This is a genomic window from Plantactinospora sp. BC1 (genome assembly GCF_003030345.1).
GTDB lineage: Bacteria > Actinomycetota > Actinomycetes > Mycobacteriales > Micromonosporaceae > Plantactinospora.
Genome location: NZ_CP028158.1, coordinates 6,548,894 through 6,565,906, shown reverse-complemented (window position 1 = coordinate 6,565,906; position 17,013 = coordinate 6,548,894). Strand labels below are relative to the sequence as shown.

Genomic DNA, 17,013 nt, shown 5'->3' with positions numbered 1-17,013 from the left:
CGTCGGCAACCTCGACACTCAGGAAGCGTGAGCGCTAACATCCGTCGATCTGGCCGCAGAGACCGGGGATCCGGCGGAACAGGGCGGTCAGCTACAGGCGGTGCCGTTGAGGGTGAAGTTGGTCGGTGCGGCGCTGTCGCCGCCGTGACTGGCCTGGAAGCCGATGGTGATCGAGCCACCCGGTGGTATGCCGGCGTTGTGGCCGACGTTCGTCGCGGTCGCCTGACCGCTGACCGTCGAGTACGTGGCGTTCCAGCCGGAGGTGATGGTCTGCCCGGGTCGGAGGACGAATCTCAGCGACCAGCCGTCGATGGCGCTCGTACCGGTGTTGGTGATGGTGACGTTGTCGACCAGGCCGGTGTCCCAGGCGGTGATCGAGTTGGTCACCCGACAGGTTCCGCCGCCGACCGGCGGACCGGTGGTGGGCGGAGTGGTCGGTGCGGTGGTCGGTGGAGTGGTCGGTGCCGTACTGGGTGGAGTGGTCGGCGGGTTGCTGGCGGCCGGTCCCTCGGTGACGGTGATCGTGGAGATGCTCCGTGCGGGGACGTTGACGGTCACCTGTCCGCCGCTCACGGTCGCGGGCTGGGACGCCCCGCTGAGACTCTGTGAGGTGACGGAGTATTCCGCCTTCGAGATGCTCTGCGGTGTCTGGACGACGGCGTTGTCGACGGCGCTGTTCGAGCGGTTGAGAATCACCAGCACCACCTTGCCCCTCCCCTGGTAGGCGGTGACCTCCAGAGAGGAAGCCCGCGAACTCTTCGAGAGGGCGACCCGCCTGTCCCCCGGCCGGACATGCTTGGAGTACTGCGCGAACGCGTGACCGCGCTTGAGGACCGCGCCCTTCGTGGTCCCGTACTGCGAGTCGCCGTCACCGATGAAGGAGTAGAAGCGGCGGCCGTACCACCAGACGTAGGCGCTCCAACTCGCCTCCATCGATCTGTGCACGGTCCGGATGATGTCGTCGAGGGTCTCGTTCCAGACGGTCGCGTTGCCGGGGTTCCCCCAGATGTTCGACCCACCGCCGTCCGCCGCGTGCAGGTTCCACTCGGTCATCCACTGGTTCTTGCCGTACTGGGCCGCGAGCGGGTACGGGGAGAGGTTGCCGCTGTTCTCGGCGTCGTACAGGTGCCCGCCGACGTAGCCGATGTTGTTGCGCGCGGCGGCGTCCTGGAGCGTGGGGTCGGAGTAGGCGCGGTTGAATCTCAGGGACTCGCCGACCATCAGCCGGGTGTCCCTGACCTTGGCGCCCTGGTCGCGGACCCAGTTTCGCAACTCGGTGCCGGTCCAGTCCATCGAGTCGTAGTCGGGGTGCCAGTCCGGCTCGTTCTGGACCGAGGTCACGTCGATCGCGACGCCCTGGTTCTTCATGTACTGCACGTAACTGTTCAGGTGCTCGGCATAGTCGTCGTAGTAGTCGGTCCGCAGCTTGCCGCCGTTGGTCCTGCTGTTGTTCGTCTTGAAGTTGGCCGGGGCCGTCCAGGGCGAGGCGAGAATCTTGACGTCGGAGCCGTACGCCTTCGCCGTCTGCAGGCTGCTCGCGTACAGGCCCCACTCGCTCGACACCGGCGACACCACGGTCCGGACGATCGACAGGCCGAGTTGGCCCTGGCCGGTACCGACGAGGGTCTGGGTTTCGCTTGTCGTCCACGGGCTACCGGAACCACCGAAGATCGGGGTCGCGGCCCCGAACCCGTCGATCGTCTGGTACGCCGTGGCGGTGTTGACCGTGATGTCGGGGGTTGCGGCCGACAGCGACGGGGCGGTCAGGACTCCTGCCACGGTGACCAGCGCGGTCGCCGCGGCCACCCACAGAATCCGGGACTGTTTCATGGTCTACTCCACTGGCTCGTGCGGCGACAGCCTTGCGGGTCGACGGGCAGGGCCCGTTCCTCACCACCGAGGACGATCTGCCGGACCCGCTGGGGTCAGCCGGGCGTGCGGAGTCTCATCCCGGCGGTGGGTCGGCGGGTGTGCGGCCGGCGACGTCGTGGTTGGCTTCCGCCCTCCTGGACCGAACGGGGCCGACTCCGCGCGCCGCCTGCTCCGATCCGACCTGTCCAGGGATGCCAATCCATCGATGAACTAGAATCCCAGAAGCAATGTGAAAGCACAAGGAAACGTCTCTGCACGTCGCCCGGATCCGGGACGTACCCGGGAAAACGGCACTCCCGGATGGACCGGCGGGGAGGCGGCGAACCGACCCGGCACGGACCGGGCGGGATCCCGGCGACCGGTCACCGGCGGGGCGGCGGCGCGCCGCTCCCGGGTACGACGAGCTTGGTGGCCGGCTCGACCCGGGTCTGGGCGAGCGTATCCCCGCCGGCCAGGGCAGGGATCAGCCCGGCCGCGGTCGCCCCCATCGCCGACGGCGGTGTCCGGCCGATCTTCGACTCGCCGGCACCGGCGAGGAGGCAGGGGGCAGGGGGCAGGGGGCAACGACGGAGGGCTGGCCCTCGACGGACCAGCCCTCTTGGACAGCGAACACGTGGTTCGCGCGGTGCCAACTTCGGTGGGCGATACTGGGATCGAACCAGTGACCTCTTCGGTGTGAACGAAGCGCTCTCCCGCTGAGCTAATCGCCCTCAGCGCGGACGACTGTACCCGATCGGCCGGAGTCCGCGCGACCTAGGGGTCAGTGCGTCGCGATGTAGTGCATGAACCGGGCGATCAGGTCGATGCCGAGGCTGGCCCGTACCGACAGCCAGACCACCAGCGCCACGAAGACCAGCCCGACCGAGCCGAGGACGATCCGGACCAGCAGTGACTGTTCACGTACCCAGCGTGCCCAGCTCTGTACGTGCCGACGGGTGAAGCCGAGTAGCCGTTTGGCCCAGTGGAACTCCACCGCCCAGATGCCCAGCCCGCCGATCACGATCAGCCAGCCGGGCCCCGGGAGCGGAATCAACGCGAGGCCGAGTGTGACGACGATCGCACCCGCGACCGCCACGAAGACCTTCAACGCGATCCGACCGGTCGGATTCGCTCGGATCATCTCCAGCGTCCGGCGTACCCGTTGCCGCCGGGTCTGCGTCACGAAGGGTTCGAGCGGAGCCTCCGCACCGACGCCCGTCGGCGACTCCGTCGCAGGTCCGGACCAGTCCCCCCGTGGGACGCGCTCGTCCTCCGGCACGTCGTACCTCCGCTCCTCGACCGCCCCCGCGACGCCGGAGCGGGCCCCGGCGCCGACCCCGTTCACCCTCGATGCGCCCGACAGAGCCGCTTTCTCCATTGAGGATGGATTCGTAGCCATTTCATCCCCCAGTGTGGCCCGGCCCGTCACTCAACAGGACGACTGGACGTTACCGGAGTGAGTCGACGGCTGAACCATCCGGCATCGGGTGGGATCGAGTACCTGGGCAGAACTGGACATCCTACATAAAGATTCGATTTCGATCGGTGACTAGGAAGCCTCTTCCCACTACTGGGTGATATCAGCGTATGGCGGAGCGTAACCATGAGTAGCACCTGAGGATGGGAAAGGCGGGACACATACGTCCCGCAGCGGTGCCGGGGGGAGAACGTCCATGAGTGTCATCCGACCGACCACGGTCGAGGTCGAGACGTCGTTAAGGCTCGTTGCACCTGACGCCACGGCTCTGCCCGTGCGTGCCAGCCTGCGTTACGACCCAGCCGACCCGTATGCGGTCCATGTCCTGTTCCATGCCGAATCCGCCGGGGGCGAAGCGGTGAGCTGGTCCTTCGCGCGGGAACTGCTCGTCACCGGCCTCGATGAGCCGGCCGGGATCGGCGACGTCCGGGTCTGGCCCTGGGCCACACCCCGGGGCGACTTCGTCGCGCTCGCGCTCTCATCACCGGACGGTAACGCACTGTTCGAGGTGCCACGTAGCGTCCTGGTCAGGTTCCTGCGCAGGACGTACGTGGTGGTCCCCCGGGGCCGGGAAGGCGACCACCTCGACGTCGACACGGCGGTCAACCGACTACTGGCCGGTCGCTGACCGTTCCCCGCGACGGCCTCGCGGGCACGTCACGCCGCTGGAACGCCACGCCGCGCGGACCCTGCCGAGGTCCGCGCGGCGACGTCTGGTCGGTGGGCCGGCACCCGGTCGGCGAGGTGACCTCCGGTCCGGGCAGCCGTGCGGGGCCTCCGGTCCGGCAGGGCGTGCGTGTCCGGGCAGCCGTGCGCGGGCTCCGGTCGGGGTCAGCCGTGCGTGGTGATGCCGCCGTCGACCGGGATGACCGCTCCGGTCAGGTACGCCCCGGCCCGGGACGCGAGGTAGATCGCGGCGCCGGCCATGTCGTCGGGCCGACCGATCCGGCCGAGCGGCACCTGGTGCTCGATCGTCGCCCGGGTCGCCGGGTCGTCCAGCGCGAACGCCATCATCTTGCTCTCGAACGGGCCGGGTGCGATCGCGTTCACCGTGATGTGCTCCGGGGCGAGCTGGTGGGCCAGGCTCCGGGTCAGCATGTGTACCGCCGCCTTGGTGGCCGAGTAGGCGTACACCTCCATCCACGGCACCCGGATGCCGTCGATCGAGCCGATGTTGATCACTCGGGCCGGGTCGTCGGCGCTGGCCGAGGCGCGCAACGCCGGCAGCAGGGCGGTGGTCAACTGGAAGACCGCCTTGACGTTGACCGCCCAGAGCTTGTCGAAGGCGCTCTCCGGGTACGCCTCCAGCGGCGCGCCCCAGGTCGCACCGGCGTTGTTGACCAGTACGTCCAGCGCCGGCACCCGGGCCAGGACCTGTTCGGCGAGCCGGGCCGCCCCGGCCGCGTTGGAGATGTCCGCCGGGATCGCCTCGCAGCGGCCGAGGTCGGAGAGCTGCTCGGCGATCTCCGCGCAGACGTCCGCCTTGCGCGACGAGATGATCACCTGGGCGCCCGCCTCGACGAATCCCCGGGCGATCATGAGCCCGATCCCCCGGGTGCCGCCGGTGACCAGCACCGCCTTGCCCTCGACCGAGAAGAGACCTGGCATGCACACCTCTGCAGGTTGTGGGCGGCCGGCACCGGGGCGCCGGCCGACCCGTTTCACGTACTGTTCGGTAACTTAATCCTGACCGCCCCGACCCGACAACTCCGGCCGGCACGGCTGCGCTACGGCCCGGTCGAGCAGACGGTCACGACCGGGTCCCGATGATCATCGCTCAGCGCCCGGCTGATGGCGAGCCCGCCGGAGTCACGGCTCGGTCCCGGCGATGCGTACGCCGTCCAGGTGGACCGTGATCCGGGTACTGGGCTGGTAGCCCGGCCCCGCCGGCCGCCAGCTGTGGTCGTCGGTCTCGACGAACCGCGACCGGTCCGCCTTGGTCAACCGCAACTCGATCGGGCCGGTCCTCCCGGCCGCCGGCAACGTCCCGGCACCCCGACCGAACCCGACCTCCAGATAGCCGTCCGCGCCACGCCGGGATCTCGGCAGCGTCACCAGCCACCGGGTCACGTTGGCGCAGTCGATCGTGGCCTGCACGCAGGCCGCCTGCACCGCGCCGCGCCCACCGTCCCGGGTGAACCAGTACCGCACGGTCAGCCGGGACAGCTCGACCGGCACCCGGCCGGGATTCTCCAGCTCGAACGCCGGACGGATCCGGGCGTCCGTGGCCGACCGGTCCAGGTTGCGGTGCAGCACCGCCAGCGGCGGCGGGCTCTCCGGCGCCCCGATCACGAAGAGCGTCACCGAGTCGGCCGGGAAGGTGTGCGACAGGGTGCCGTTCGGCGCGCCGGCCACCGGCGGCGGCACCAGGATCCGCTGGTCCGCCTCCCGGACGATCGCGCCGAGGTTGCCGGCGCCGTACCGGTAGACCTGGGTGGTCGCGGCGGACCGGCCGCGCAGCGCCAGCGAACTGGTCCGCTCCACCCCGCTCTTGTTCACCACCATCACGGTCAGCGCGCCGTCCGAGCCGCGCTCGGCCGCGTACACCGAGAGGGCCTCCTGGTCGGCGGAGGTCGCCCGGACCCCGACCTCGCCGAACCGGCCGCCGGCGCCGTCGTAGTTGCGGTACATCCGGAAGGCGTACGCGCCCGGCTGGCTCGCGGCCGGCGGCGCCCAGAGGGTCGCCAGGTCCAACCCCTCCCGACCGAAGATCCCGAGTACGTCGGCCTGGGCCAGCGCCCCGTTGACGTGGTCCAGCGCCCCCCAGTTGTACTCGGTGATCGCCGTCCTCGTCCCCGGATAGTTCGCCGCCACCAGCTCCTTCATCCGGGGCACCAGCCGGACCTGGGTGTTGATCCAGCTCTCGTCGGTGTAGGTCGGGTCCCAGAGCGCCCGGGTGGAGCGCAGCCGCAGCGCGTTGGTCGCCGGGTCGGTGCCGTTGCCGAACGCCACCCCGGAGGCCTGCGGATAGAAGTGCATGTCGAAGTAGTCGAGCACCCGCTGCCCGTGCGCCTCCTCGTAGTCGCGCATCTGCTGGAGGTACCAGGTGGCGAAGGGCAGCCCGTCCCGGGCCGGCCGGTCCGGCGGGTTCGCCCAGCACCCGGTACGCCCGCACACCTCCTGGTCGAGCCCGGAGTGGTCCCAGGAGGTCCAGCCCCAGCCGACCGGGCCGAGCGTCGCCGCCGACGGGTCGACCTCCTTGACCGCCGCACCGATCGCGTACGCCTGGTCGCGCAGCTCCGCCGAACTCGCCCCGGTCGGGTGCACGTCCCGGTGGGTGGAGTGCCAGATGTCCGGCTCGTTGTCGAGGTTGTAGAACTTCACCCCGCCCTCGGCCGCCGTGCCGTACTTGCCGGTGAGGTGGCGCAGCCACTCCCGGACGTACTCCGGGCCGACCTCCACACTGGTGTCGTGCGGGTCGTTGCCGGTGACCAGGGAGCCGTCCGGCCGTACGCCGTTGCCGCAGTCGGGACGCCACTCGTCGGTACGCTCCTGCGGCCCGTACTTGGCGACCGAGAAGCCGCACGAGCCGTCCCGGGCCTTCGGCGCCCAGCCGATCAGCGGCACCGTCAGCACGGTGTCCGTGCCGGTACGCCGGTCCTGCTCGACGAAACGGTCCGTGGACGATCCGTCCGGCAGCGCCGCCGGGTCGGCGTTCTCCTCGGCGATGTTCTCGAAGAACCAGTCCGAGGCGCGGTTGGTGGTGTCGTAGCGGTAGTGGTAGCGGGTGGTGGCGTTGCCGCCCCAGCGGCGTACCGGCAGGGCCAACTCCTCGGCCAGGGCCTCGTCGACGAAGTTCATCCCGTAGATGTGCGGGCTGATCGGATGCCGGTCGGCGGCGACGTCGACCTCCAGTGCCGGGCCCGGTTCGGCGAACCCCGGGGGCGGGGCGGCGACCACCGGCGCCCCGGTGGCGACGAGCGCGGCGCTGACGGCGGCGGACAGGATTGATCTACGACGCGTGATGGTGGTACGGCGCATGCGGGATCTCCGGAACTCCTCGGATGTCCGGCCCGGAAAGGGCGGACGTGGCAAGTTCGGTGTGTCTCGCGTGCACCCGTCGCTGTCCCGCGCGCGTTGGTCGTGGCCCGGACCGGGGCCAGGTTACCGATCAACCGAGCCGACGGTCAACGTCGTACGTCGATGTCTGGCCGTCCGGCCCCGGCGCGGATCCGGTCGGCACGGCGACCCCCGCCAGCAGCGGTTCCCGCCGCGCGGTCGACGCCGGACACGGGCCCCCCGAGGGGTGCGCGGCGGGCCGCCGACGGCTAACGTCGCAGGTGATGGTCCGATTCGGTCAACTTCCCGGTACGTCGGGCGAGTTGCCGGCCCCGCCCGGCTGGGCCGGCATCCGCACCTTCACCCTGCGTGACTACCTCCTCGACCCGGCCCGGCGGGGGCCACTGCTGGTCGATCGACACCTGCTCATCCTGGTCACCGTCGGACACGGCACCCAGGAGATCGACTTCCGGACGTACCCGTGCCGGCCCGGGTCGCTGCTCTGGGTCCGGCCCGGCCAGGTCGTCCAGCACGGCGGGCAGAGCGGACTCGATGCCGTGATGGTCTGCTGGACCCCGGAGACCATGCACGACCTGGGCGTGTCGCCGATCGGGCCGCCGTTCACCGCCGGCTACTGGCAGCTCGCCGGCGAGGACGAGGACGCGGTGATCAACGAGGTCAGTCAACTGGTGGTCGACTGCCAGCGGCACGGCGGCGGCACCCTCGCCACCGAACTGCTCCGGCACCAGCTCGCCGTACTGCTGCTGCGCCTGGCCCTGCTGCCCCGCGACCCGGCCGACCCCGGCGCGCTGCCCCCCGCCCGGCAGGTGGTGGACGCTGCCGATGCCGATGCCGACCCGCACGGTGCGGACCCGACCGGCACCTTCTGGCGGCTCCGCCACGAGGTCGAGCGCTCGTACGGGCAGACCCGGCGGGTCGAGGACTACGCCGGCCGGCTCGACTGCTCCGTCCGTACCCTGACCCGGGCCTGCCTGGCCGCCACCGGCCGCAGCGCCAAACAGGTGATCGACGAGCGGGTGGCGTTGGAGGCCCGACGGCTGCTCGCCGCGACCGACCTCCCGGTCGCCGAGGTCGGCCGGCGGCTCGGCTTCCCGGAGCCGACCAACTTCGGCCGGTTCTTCCACCGGGAGGTCGGGCACAGTCCCGGCGCCTTCCGGGCCGGACTCTCCGGCCGGACCACCGCCCTGCCGGGCTGACCGGCCGCCGCCGTCCGGCCCCGACCCGCCGCCGTCGGCCCGCCACACCGGGGCGTGGATGATGGAGGCGTGCAGATCTCGGCGCGCGGTGACTACGCGGTACGGGCCGGCCTCAGCCTCGCGGCGGCGTACCCGGCGTTGATGTCCGCCCAGGCGCTCGCCGCCGAGCAGGACCTGCCCCGGAAGTTCCTGGAGGCGGTCCTCGGCGACCTGCGTCGGGCCGGGATCGTCAGGGCGCAGCGGGGGGCGGAGGGCGGCTACACGCTGGCCCGGTCGCCGCGGGAGGTGACCGTCGGCATGATCCTGCGTGCCGTGGACGGCCCCCTCGCCGGAATCCGCGGGATGCGCCCCGAGCAGACCCGGTACGACGGGGCGGCCGAGAACCTGCCCCGGCTCTGGGTCGCCGTCCGGGCGGCGGTACGGGACGTCGTCGACGAGGTGAGTCTCGCCGAACTGATCAGCGGCCGGATGCCGGCGCACGTACGCAAGCTGACCACCAGGCCGGACGCCTGGCAGCCGCGCTGAGCGACGGGGCGGCACCGGCCATCCCGGACCGTCCTCACCGGACCGGACGCGGTCCCGCCGACGCCGGTGCACGTTTGCCGAACATCCGTACGGGGCATTTTCCCGGTCACCCAAGCAGTTGACTTGCCGGTCACCGAAACAGTCGTCCCGAAGGGAGCAGGACCGTGGGTCTGATGTTCCGTAAGCGCAAGAAGTTCGGTCCACTGATCCTCAACTTCACCGAGAACGGCTTCTCGTCGTGGAGTATCAAGATCGGACGTTGGTCGTGGAACTCCCGGGCCCGGGCGCACCGGGTCGACCTGCCCGGCCCGCTGTCCTGGAAGCAGGACAAGTCGCGGTCCTGAGGAAGCGGTGACGGACGGGGATGCCGGCGAGGTCGTCGGCGTCCCTGTTTGGCACCCGGCCACGGCCCGTCGACCGGGCGGCAGGCTCAGGTGGAGGGTGTGGCGGTGATCGTCACGTCCCCGGCGAGCCGGCCCGCCTCGGGTTCCCGGCGCACCACCCCGGCCGCCAGCAACGCGGTGAGCACCCGGTTGGTGTCCGCCGGACGATAGACGGTCCGCTCGGCGGTGAACTGCCGCAGCTCGGTGACGGACGCGGCGCCGACCGACGCCAGCCGGGCCAGGAGTTCCCGCCGTAGTGGCCCCGGATGCGGTGCCAGCGAGATGTCCAGCAGGTGTCCCTCCGGGTCGCCGGGATCCCGGTAGCGCACCCCGGCGTACTCGTCGACCGCCCAGAGCGCGTTCTTGAAGGCGTCCAGCCGCTTGCCGGCGGCGGTGGCGAAGACGAGAACCTCGGCCCGGTCGTCGGCGACCAGCTCCACCTCGGTCACCAGCGGCAGCCCGACCCCGGCCAGTCGGCGTCGGTGGTCGGCCCCGGACCAGACCGGCGGATCGAGCACCAGCAGCAGTTCGGCGGGGCGGCCACCGGCGACCGCCGCGAGCACCTCGACGGCCGGCTCCGGGCCGCCGGTGCCGTCCAGGTAGGCGAAGACCGGAGCACCGTTCGCGACGGCAGCCTTGAGCGCCACCGGCACCCGGTCGACCCCGCCCGGCATCAGGTGCGCGGCCAGCCCGGCCGGCAACTCCGCCTGCGCCGTCGCGTGCCGTGCCGCGAGGTCGTGGTCGTCGGCCCGACCGAGCGTCAGCGCCGTCATCCGCCCACCCCGCAGCAGGTCGGCGAACTCGACCAGGACCCGCAGCGCGGCGTCGGCGGTCCCGCCGTCCGCCCCGGCGTACGCCTGCGCGAAGGTTGCCCGCCGGGACCGGTGCAGCGCGGCCGGCGCCCAGGAGTCGAGCTGGCGTACCAGCAGTTCCCGTTTGACGACGCCGATCGGGTCCGTGGACATGCTGCGGTTCTACCCTGCCCGGCCCGCCCCTGTCACCTCGACGGTCGCCGTCCCGGTACCGACCGTCGACGGAAGCCGCCCCGGCCCCCGGGCGCCGGTCAGGACGGGACGGAGACGCCGACTCCGCCCCGGGTCTGCCCGCCGTACCGCTGCTTCTCCCGGTCGAGGTCGAGCCGCGAGATCCGGCGGCGCGCGGCGAGGGTCTGCTCGTCGAGCCCGTCGGCCGGAACCAACCAGACCACCTCGAACTCCAGCCCGTCCGGATCCTTGCCGTAGAGGCTCTTGGTGCTGCCGTGGTCGGAGCTGCCGGCCAACGCGCCGGCCTCGGAGAGCCGCCCGGCGAGCGCCGACAACTCGTCGAGGGTGTCCACCTCCCAGGCCAGGTGGTAGAGGCCGACCGTGCTCCGCCCGGCACCGGACGGGCCGGCGGCGGCACCCACCTCGAAGAGGCCGAGGTCGTGGTCGTTGGTGGAACCGGGCGCCTGGAGGAAGGCGGCCCCGTCGAAACCCTCCGGCGTCATCGGCACCTGCCGGAAACCGAGGACGTCCCGGTAGAAGGCGACACTGCGGGCGAGGTCGCGGACGAAGAGTACGGCGTGGTTGAGCCGGTGGATCCCCATCGCTCCACGGTAGCCGTCCGAGCCGGACGCCCGGTATGACGACCAAACTGCCCCACCTGCCCTCTTGTACTGAACGTCGCCGGGCGAGCACGATGGGGCGTGGCTTCCGGCTTCGGTGAACTCACCCAGCAGGCGAACGCGCTCGTGGCAGCCGGCGACCTGACCGGGGCCCGAAATCTGCTCGGCCCGCCGCTGGACGCCGCCGACCCGAGCCCGGCGCACGCCTCCGTCGAGTTGGCCGAGGCGGCCGGACTGCACGCCCGGGTGCTGGTGGCGCTCGGCGACCCGCACGCCGCCCGGGGCTGGGCCGCGTTCGCCTACTCCGCGGCCACCCGGCTCCACGGGACGGCCGACCAGCGGACCGTCGCCACCGCGGCGACCCTCGCCGCCGTACTGCACCGGACCGGCAACCACACCCGGGCCGCCCGGCTGTACCGGGACGTGATCATCGAACTCACCGCCAACGACGGGCCGGAGTCGCTGCGGGTACTCGCCGCGCACGCCGACCTGGCCACCGTCGAGTACGCCCAGGGCGAGTGCACGCTGGCCCGCAACCGGCTGGAGGACGCCTGGGAGCTGCACCGGGAGGTCTACGGTGACGGGCATCCCGGCGGGATCCGGATGCTCGCCCGGCTCGGCGCGATGCAGCGCGACTGCGGGCTCTTCACCCGGGCGCACGAGCACCTGGCCCTGGCCCTGGAGTTGTGCCGGGAACACCTGCCGGCCGACCATCCGCTGGCGGCGCAGGTGGCGGCCCTCGCCCGGGCGGCGGCGGATCCCGACCACGTCTGCGCGGACCCGGAGCCGGAATCCGCCGACGACCCGCACGCGCCGACCGGCCGGACCCAGCACGCCCCGGAGTACGCCGAGCCGTGGCACCCCGAACCCCGGCACGCCGAACCCGACCCGTACCCCGAACCGGACCCGTACGCCGAGCCGGACCCGTACGCCGAGCCCGATCCGTACCCCGAGCCCGATCCGTACCCCGAGCACCCGGAGCACGGCGGGAGTAGGGCGCACCCGCACCACCCGCAGCACTCCGCCGTACCGCCGCAGGCTGGCGGGGCGGCGGCGTCGGCGTACCCGGGCAGGGCCGGGCAGCACGACCAGCCGTACCGGGACGGGGTGCCGGGGGGTTTTCCGGACGGCGGAGAGCATCCGCCGGACGCGGAGCTGCCACCGCGTGACGAGTTGCCGCCGTTGCGCTTTCCGCCGCCACCGCCGCCCCGGTCCGCCCGGACCGGCACCGACGCCCCGCCGGTGCCGCCGCCCCGGCTGCCTCCCGCCCCGCTCGTCGAGCCGCCGCCCCGGTGGGCCGGCCCGCCGCCGGCCGGGCCACCGGTCCCGACACCCCGCAACGCGGCGAACCGGTCCGGGCCGGGAACCTTCACCGGTGCCGGGCCGGGCGGCGACGCGGACGACGATCCGGAACACGGCTGGTGGCCGCCGGACGTGGCCCGCCGCACCCCCGACGGCGACGACGACCCGGAGCTCGGGCGGCGGGTCGGACCGGCCTCCGCCGAGCCTTGGCGGCCGGAGGTCGCCTTCGACTCCACCTCCGTCGTCGAGCGACCGCACCGGGAACTCCCGGAGGGCCACCCCGGTGACCTCGGCGGCGCCGGGGGCGTACCCGAGGTCCGGCACCTGCCGGAACGGCGGTCGTCCCGGTTGCCGGTCCGGATCCACCGGCCGCAACCCGTGGGGCGACGACTGCCGCCGCTCTTCGTGGCCGGCCTGGTGGTGCTGGTCCTGCTCGGCACCGTGGCCGTGGTGCTCGGGTTCGGGCTGACCGGGGAGGACGAGCCGGAGCCACCGGCGCCCGGCCCGACCACCGGCACCCCGGCCGCGCCGCCGAGCACACCGCCGCCGGCCGCCGCCGGCACCCCGCCCGGCTCGGTGACCCTGGCCGACAACCAGAGCAGCGTGACGCTGGGCTGGAGCTATCCGGTCGGCGCGACCGGACCGGTGGTGCTGGCCGGTGGGCGGACCGGGCAGGAACTCCGGCCGTTCCAGGAGCTGCCGGCCGGCTCCACCGGCTACGTGGTCTACGGCCTGGACACCCGGGGCAACTACTGCTTCTCGGTCGCGGTCGTCTATTCGGAGAGCGTCGTCGGCGAGGCCGAACCGGTCTGCACCGAGCGGCCCGGCAGGTCGCCCTCGGCCCGCTGAGCGACCGGCGCCGGCCGGGTCGGTAGCGCGTCGTCCTGGCCGTCCGGGACCGGACGCTCGGCGGGCAGGCGTACCTCGACCCGCAGTCCGGGTCCGGCGTCGCCGAGGGTCACCGTGCCGCCCTGGCGGCGTACCAGTTCGCGGACGATGGCCAGGCCGAGACCGGCGCCGCCCGCGTCCCGGGCCCGCGCGTCGTCCAGCCGGGTGAAGCGGTCGAAGACCCGGTCCCGGTCCGCGGCCGGGATGCCGGGCCCGTCGTCGGTCACGGTCACCAGGTGGTACGCCGGACCGGTCGGACCGCCCGGACCGGCCTCCAGCACCACCTCGCTGCTGGTGTGCCGGACCGCGTTGTCCAGCAGGTTGCCAAGGATCCGGGTCAGCGCGTCCGGCTCGGCCAACACCCAGAGCGGGAACCTCGGCGCCACCACCCGCACCGGCGGCGCCGGGTACCGCTCGGCGACCTCGGCCAGCAACTCCCCCAGCTCGACCGGTTCGGCGGCCCGGGGCGGCCGGCCACCCGCGTCGTCGAGGCGGGCGAGCAGCAGCAGGTCGTCGACGAGCCGGCTGAGTCGCTGGGTGTCGGCGAGCAGGTCGTCGGCGACCGCCGGCCACTCCGTCGCCGGACCGAGCCGCTGCGCGACCTCGAGCTGGGTGCGCAGGTTGGCCAGCGGGCTGCGCAGCTCGTGCGCGGCGTCGGCGACGAAGGCGCGCTGCCGGGCCCGGGCCGACTCCAGCCGGCCCAGCATGCCGTTCAGGGTCACCGCCAACCGGTGGATCTCGTCGTGCGAGGCCGGCAGCGGCAACCTGCCCGGCCGGGCCCCGCCGGTGATCTCCTCCGCGCCGGCCCGCAACGTCTCGACCGGGCGGAGGGTCGCGCCGATCACCCGCCAGGCGACCGCGGCCAACGCGACCAGGAGCAGCGGAAAGCTGACCAGCAGGATCGTGCGGACCACGGTCACGCTGTGCCGTACGTCCGCCGTCGACTTCGCCACGAGTACCGTCTGCGGATCGGCGGCCGGTCCGGCGGGTACCGCCACGACCCGGATCGGTCCGTCCAGGCCGAGTCGCCGGCCGGGCAGGTAGAACCGGTCCCGTTCCCCGGCCTGGAAGCGTCGCAGCTCGTCCGGGTAGAGCATCGGGACCAGCCGGTCGGCGTCGATCGAGGCGGCCCGGATCCGGCCCTGCCCGTCGACCACCTGGACGCGTACCTGGCCACCGGCGACCGGTAGCGGGTCCGGCAGGGCGTTCTGGCCGGCGAGCAGGGCCACCGCCTCGGCGGTCTTCAGCGCCTCGGTGTCGACGGTGCGCTGGAGCGCGTAGCCGAGCGCGCCGAGCAGCACCAGCCCGCCGACGGCGAGACCGACGGCCAGACCCGCCGCGCTGATGATGGTGAGTCGGGCCCGCAGGCTCAGCTTCAGCCACGGCCGTCGCCAGCCGCGCAGCCGCCGACCTCGCCCCGCCCGGGCCCCGTCACCGCCCTCCGCCCGGGTCACGTCACCAGCCGGTAGCCGGCCCCTCGGATCGTCTCCAGCCGGTCCCGGCCGATCTTGCGGCGCAGGTAGCCGACGTAGACCTCGACGGCGTTCGGCGCGGTGTGCACGCTCGCGTCCCAGACGTGGTCCAGCAGCTCCGTCTTGGAGACGACCTCGCCGGCCCGGCGGAGCAGGTACTCCAGCAGGGCGTACTCCCGAGCGGTGAGTTCCACCTCCGCCCCGTCCCGGGTCACCCGGCGGCGGGCCGGGTCGAGCCGCAGGTCACCGGCGACCAGCACCACCGGGCGGCGCGGCGCGCCCCGGCGCAGCAGGGCGCGCAGCCGGGCCAGCAGCACCACGTACGAGAAGGGTTTGGTCAGGTAGTCGTCGGCGCCGCAGTCCAGCCCGTCGGCCTGGTCGTACTCGCCGTCCTTGGCCGAGAGCATGAGCACCGGAAGCCAGTGCCGCTCGGCCCGCAACTGCCGCACCACGCGATAGCCGGAGAGCCCCGGCAGCATCACGTCCAGGATCATCGCGTCGTACCCGCCGTGCCGGGCCAGGTCGAGCCCCTCCGGCCCGCTCGCGGCCACGTCGACGACGAAGCCCTCGGCCTGGAGGCCGCGCTGCAACGCCGAGGCCAGTCGCGCCTCGTCCTCTACCACCAGCAACCGCACCGGACAAGCGTGCCATCCCCCACCGCCCACAACCACACCCGGCTGAGTGAGGCCACAGCGGTTCTCAGTGGCTTCACAGCCCGGCAGGCGCAGGATGGGGACCAGGAGGTACGAACATGTCGGTTTTGCAATCCCGCCCCGCGCTGCGGTGGCTGCTCCCGACCGGGGCGGCCCTGGCGATCCTCGGCGGAGGTGCGGCGGTCGGCACCTTCGCCTCGGCCGCCGAGCCGAACCTGCCCGAGCGCAGCGCCGCACAGCTCCTCGTCGACCTGCAGACCGCCCGCCTGGACGGCCTCTCCGGAACGGTGATCAAGCGCGCCGACCTCGGCCTGCCGAGCCTGCCCGGCATCGGCGGACGGGGCAGTGCCGAACTCACCTCGCTGGTCTCCGGTACGCACACCATGCGGGTCTGGCACGCCGGCCCGGACCAGACCCGGGTCGCGTTGCTCGGCACGCTCGGCGAGACCGACGTCATCCGCAACGGCAAGGACGTCTGGATCTGGGACAGCCAGGCCAACCGGGCCGAGCACACCACCCTGGACGGCTCCGGCAGGTCCTCCGGCGTACCGGGTCACCTGCCGAGCACCCCGCAGGAGGCCGCCGAGCAGGCGTTGGCGGCGGTGGATCCGACCACCCGGGTCAGCGTCGGGCGGTCGGCCTCGATCGCCGGCCGGGACGCCTACGAACTGGTACTCGAACCTCGGGACGACACCTCGCTGGTGGGCCAGATCACGATCGCGATCGACGCCGCCGAGCACGTACCGCTGCGTTTCCAGGTGGTACCGGAGGGCACCAGCAAGCCCGCCTTCGAGGTGGCCTTCACCCAGGTCAACTTCGAGCGCCCCGACCCGGCCCAGTTCGCCTTCAACCCGCCGCCGGGTGCGGAGGTGACCGAGGCGACCCGACCGGAGGGCCGCCCGGCGCTGCCGGCCGGCGTGCAGCGGCCGACGGTGGTCGGCAGCGGGTGGACGAGCGTACTGGTCGCCGAGGTTCCGCAGCTCGCCGGATTCACCCAGGGGCAGAGCGGCGGCACACGGTCGGAGGGCTCGGAAGCCGGCCTGCTCCGGGGCCTGCTCGGCGGGCTCCCCGAGGTGAGTGGCGAGTGGGGCAGCGGCCGGCTCGTCACCGGCAAGCTCTTCACCGCCCTGCTCACCGACGACGGCCGGGTACTCGTCGGCGCGGTGAAGCCGGAACGGCTGTACGAGGTCGCCCAGACCGGTAGGTGATCGGCTCTCGGACGGGCGCTCTGCCACCCGGCCATCGCGGTGACGCCGCGACGGCGGCAGGGCGCTCGTCCGTTGCCATGCGACAAGGCCCCTCTGCCGGCGCCCGGTCGGGTTCTTCGTCTCCCCGACGCCCGATCCCGGACGCCGATCAGTCGAGCGCGGTGTGTCCGTCGGGTCGCGCGGCCGATGGATGCCGGTAAAGAAACGCGCTATCGTTTCTCAGTTCGGAAATAAAAAAGAACGGCATAATGCCGTTCCGCGCAAAGCCTAACAATGGGGAGACGGTTTGTCAAAGCAATCCGGTGTTTCGCCCGACCAGCGTCTCGACGAGCCGGCCGACGAACCGATCGGACGTGCCGTACCCTCCGGCGCCGACGGGTCGGTGGCCGCAGGGCAGTCCCGGCCCGCCGCCCCGAGCGGGGACGACCTCCCCGG

At 72.6% G+C, this 17,013-nt stretch carries 15 protein-coding genes and 1 tRNA gene; 6 read left to right on the top strand and 10 right to left on the bottom strand.

Annotated elements, in window-relative coordinates:
- Positions 1-87: 87 nt before the first annotated feature.
- The 4 genes from C6361_RS28790 to C6361_RS28780 all read right to left on the bottom strand — a co-directional run bounded on the left by C6361_RS28790 (position 88) and on the right by C6361_RS28780 (position 3,250).
- The gene (locus tag C6361_RS28790; RefSeq protein WP_159079524.1) at positions 88-1,830 is read right to left on the bottom strand and encodes a cellulose binding domain-containing protein; all 1,743 of its coding nucleotides are present in this window, start codon (positions 1,828-1,830) and stop codon (positions 88-90) included.
- A gap of 404 nt (positions 1,831-2,234) precedes the next feature.
- The gene (locus tag C6361_RS38855; RefSeq protein WP_255416177.1) at positions 2,235-2,360 is read right to left on the bottom strand and encodes a hypothetical protein; all 126 of its coding nucleotides are present in this window, start codon (positions 2,358-2,360) and stop codon (positions 2,235-2,237) included.
- 150 nt (positions 2,361-2,510) lie between these two features.
- Positions 2,511-2,582: transfer RNA gene (locus C6361_RS28785), tRNA-Val, on the bottom strand.
- Positions 2,583-2,632: 50 nt separating this feature from the next.
- A complete protein-coding gene (locus C6361_RS28780) occupies positions 2,633-3,250 on the bottom strand; it encodes a TIGR02611 family protein (protein WP_369930644.1) in 618 nt (205 codons plus the stop codon).
- Between the two features lie 274 nt (positions 3,251-3,524).
- Here C6361_RS28780 and C6361_RS28775 point away from each other — a divergent pair, with 274 nt between their 5' ends.
- Positions 3,525-3,956, top strand: coding sequence for an SsgA family sporulation/cell division regulator (locus tag C6361_RS28775; protein WP_101365276.1), 432 nt, complete (start codon positions 3,525-3,527; stop codon positions 3,954-3,956).
- Positions 3,957-4,159: 203 nt separating this feature from the next.
- Here the strand turns inward: C6361_RS28775 and C6361_RS28770 are convergent, their stop codons facing one another.
- Entirely contained in the window at positions 4,160-4,936 is a 777-nt protein-coding gene (locus tag C6361_RS28770) for a glucose 1-dehydrogenase (RefSeq protein WP_107269627.1), read from the bottom strand.
- A 201-nt stretch (positions 4,937-5,137) separates the two neighbouring features.
- Positions 5,138-7,309: a glycoside hydrolase family 44 protein gene (locus C6361_RS28765; RefSeq protein ID WP_159079523.1), complete on the bottom strand. Its 2,172-nt coding sequence runs from the start codon at positions 7,307-7,309 to the stop codon at positions 5,138-5,140.
- 302 nt (positions 7,310-7,611) lie between these two features.
- Here C6361_RS28765 and C6361_RS28760 point away from each other — a divergent pair, with 302 nt between their 5' ends.
- The 3 genes from C6361_RS28760 to C6361_RS28750 all read left to right on the top strand — a co-directional run bounded on the left by C6361_RS28760 (position 7,612) and on the right by C6361_RS28750 (position 9,413).
- Positions 7,612-8,544: an AraC family transcriptional regulator gene (locus C6361_RS28760; RefSeq protein ID WP_107269626.1), complete on the top strand. Its 933-nt coding sequence runs from the start codon at positions 7,612-7,614 to the stop codon at positions 8,542-8,544.
- A 69-nt stretch (positions 8,545-8,613) separates the two neighbouring features.
- Entirely contained in the window at positions 8,614-9,069 is a 456-nt protein-coding gene (locus C6361_RS28755; RefSeq protein WP_107269625.1) for an Rrf2 family transcriptional regulator, read from the top strand.
- A 164-nt stretch (positions 9,070-9,233) separates the two neighbouring features.
- Positions 9,234-9,413: a DUF4236 domain-containing protein gene (locus tag C6361_RS28750; RefSeq protein ID WP_101365273.1), complete on the top strand. Its 180-nt coding sequence runs from the start codon at positions 9,234-9,236 to the stop codon at positions 9,411-9,413.
- Positions 9,414-9,499: 86 nt separating this feature from the next.
- Here C6361_RS28750 and C6361_RS28745 read toward each other — a convergent pair whose 3' ends face one another.
- Positions 9,500-10,417 (bottom strand): hypothetical protein, encoded by a 918-nt coding sequence (locus tag C6361_RS28745; RefSeq protein WP_107269624.1) that lies wholly within the window; start codon positions 10,415-10,417, stop codon positions 9,500-9,502.
- A gap of 98 nt (positions 10,418-10,515) precedes the next feature.
- Complete coding sequence (locus C6361_RS28740) at positions 10,516-11,037, bottom strand: VOC family protein (RefSeq protein WP_107269623.1); 522 nt, start codon at positions 11,035-11,037, stop codon at positions 10,516-10,518.
- A 99-nt stretch (positions 11,038-11,136) separates the two neighbouring features.
- Between C6361_RS28740 and C6361_RS28735 the strand changes: the two genes are divergently transcribed.
- On the top strand, positions 11,137-13,206 hold the full coding sequence (locus tag C6361_RS28735) for a tetratricopeptide repeat protein (RefSeq protein ID WP_107269622.1): 2,070 nt from the start codon (positions 11,137-11,139) through the stop codon (positions 13,204-13,206).
- Here C6361_RS28735 and C6361_RS28730 read toward each other — a convergent pair.
- Both C6361_RS28730 and C6361_RS28725 read right to left on the bottom strand, forming a co-directional pair.
- Entirely contained in the window at positions 13,131-14,648 is a 1,518-nt protein-coding gene (locus tag C6361_RS28730) for a HAMP domain-containing sensor histidine kinase (RefSeq protein WP_107271248.1), read from the bottom strand. The two genes, C6361_RS28735 and C6361_RS28730, sit on opposite strands and share 76 nt — an antisense overlap.
- Before the next feature lie 47 nt (positions 14,649-14,695).
- A complete protein-coding gene (locus tag C6361_RS28725) occupies positions 14,696-15,352 on the bottom strand; it encodes a response regulator transcription factor (RefSeq protein WP_107259052.1) in 657 nt (218 codons plus the stop codon).
- A 116-nt stretch (positions 15,353-15,468) separates the two neighbouring features.
- Between C6361_RS28725 and C6361_RS28720 the strand changes: the two genes are divergently transcribed.
- Positions 15,469-16,578, top strand: coding sequence for a sigma-E factor regulatory protein RseB domain-containing protein (locus C6361_RS28720; RefSeq protein WP_107269621.1), 1,110 nt, complete (start codon positions 15,469-15,471; stop codon positions 16,576-16,578).
- Positions 16,579-17,013 lie beyond the last annotated feature (435 nt).

Coding starts and splice junctions, on each gene's coding strand:
- C6361_RS28790 (WP_159079524.1), bottom strand. CDS start 1,830: ATGAAACAGTCCCGGATTCTGTGGGTGGCCGCGGCGACCGCGCTGGTC.
- C6361_RS38855 (WP_255416177.1), bottom strand. CDS start 2,360: ATGGGGGCGACCGCGGCCGGGCTGATCCCTGCCCTGGCCGGCGGGGAT.
- C6361_RS28780 (WP_369930644.1), bottom strand. CDS start 3,250: ATGGCTACGAATCCATCCTCAATGGAGAAAGCGGCTCTGTCGGGCGCA.
- C6361_RS28775 (WP_101365276.1), top strand. CDS start 3,525: ATGAGTGTCATCCGACCGACCACGGTCGAGGTCGAGACGTCGTTAAGG.
- C6361_RS28770 (WP_107269627.1), bottom strand. CDS start 4,936: ATGCCAGGTCTCTTCTCGGTCGAGGGCAAGGCGGTGCTGGTCACCGGC.
- C6361_RS28765 (WP_159079523.1), bottom strand. CDS start 7,309: ATGCGCCGTACCACCATCACGCGTCGTAGATCAATCCTGTCCGCCGCC.
- C6361_RS28760 (WP_107269626.1), top strand. CDS start 7,612: ATGGTCCGATTCGGTCAACTTCCCGGTACGTCGGGCGAGTTGCCGGCC.
- C6361_RS28745 (WP_107269624.1), bottom strand. CDS start 10,417: ATGTCCACGGACCCGATCGGCGTCGTCAAACGGGAACTGCTGGTACGC.
- C6361_RS28740 (WP_107269623.1), bottom strand. CDS start 11,037: ATGGGGATCCACCGGCTCAACCACGCCGTACTCTTCGTCCGCGACCTC.
- C6361_RS28720 (WP_107269621.1), top strand. CDS start 15,469: ATGTCGGTTTTGCAATCCCGCCCCGCGCTGCGGTGGCTGCTCCCGACC.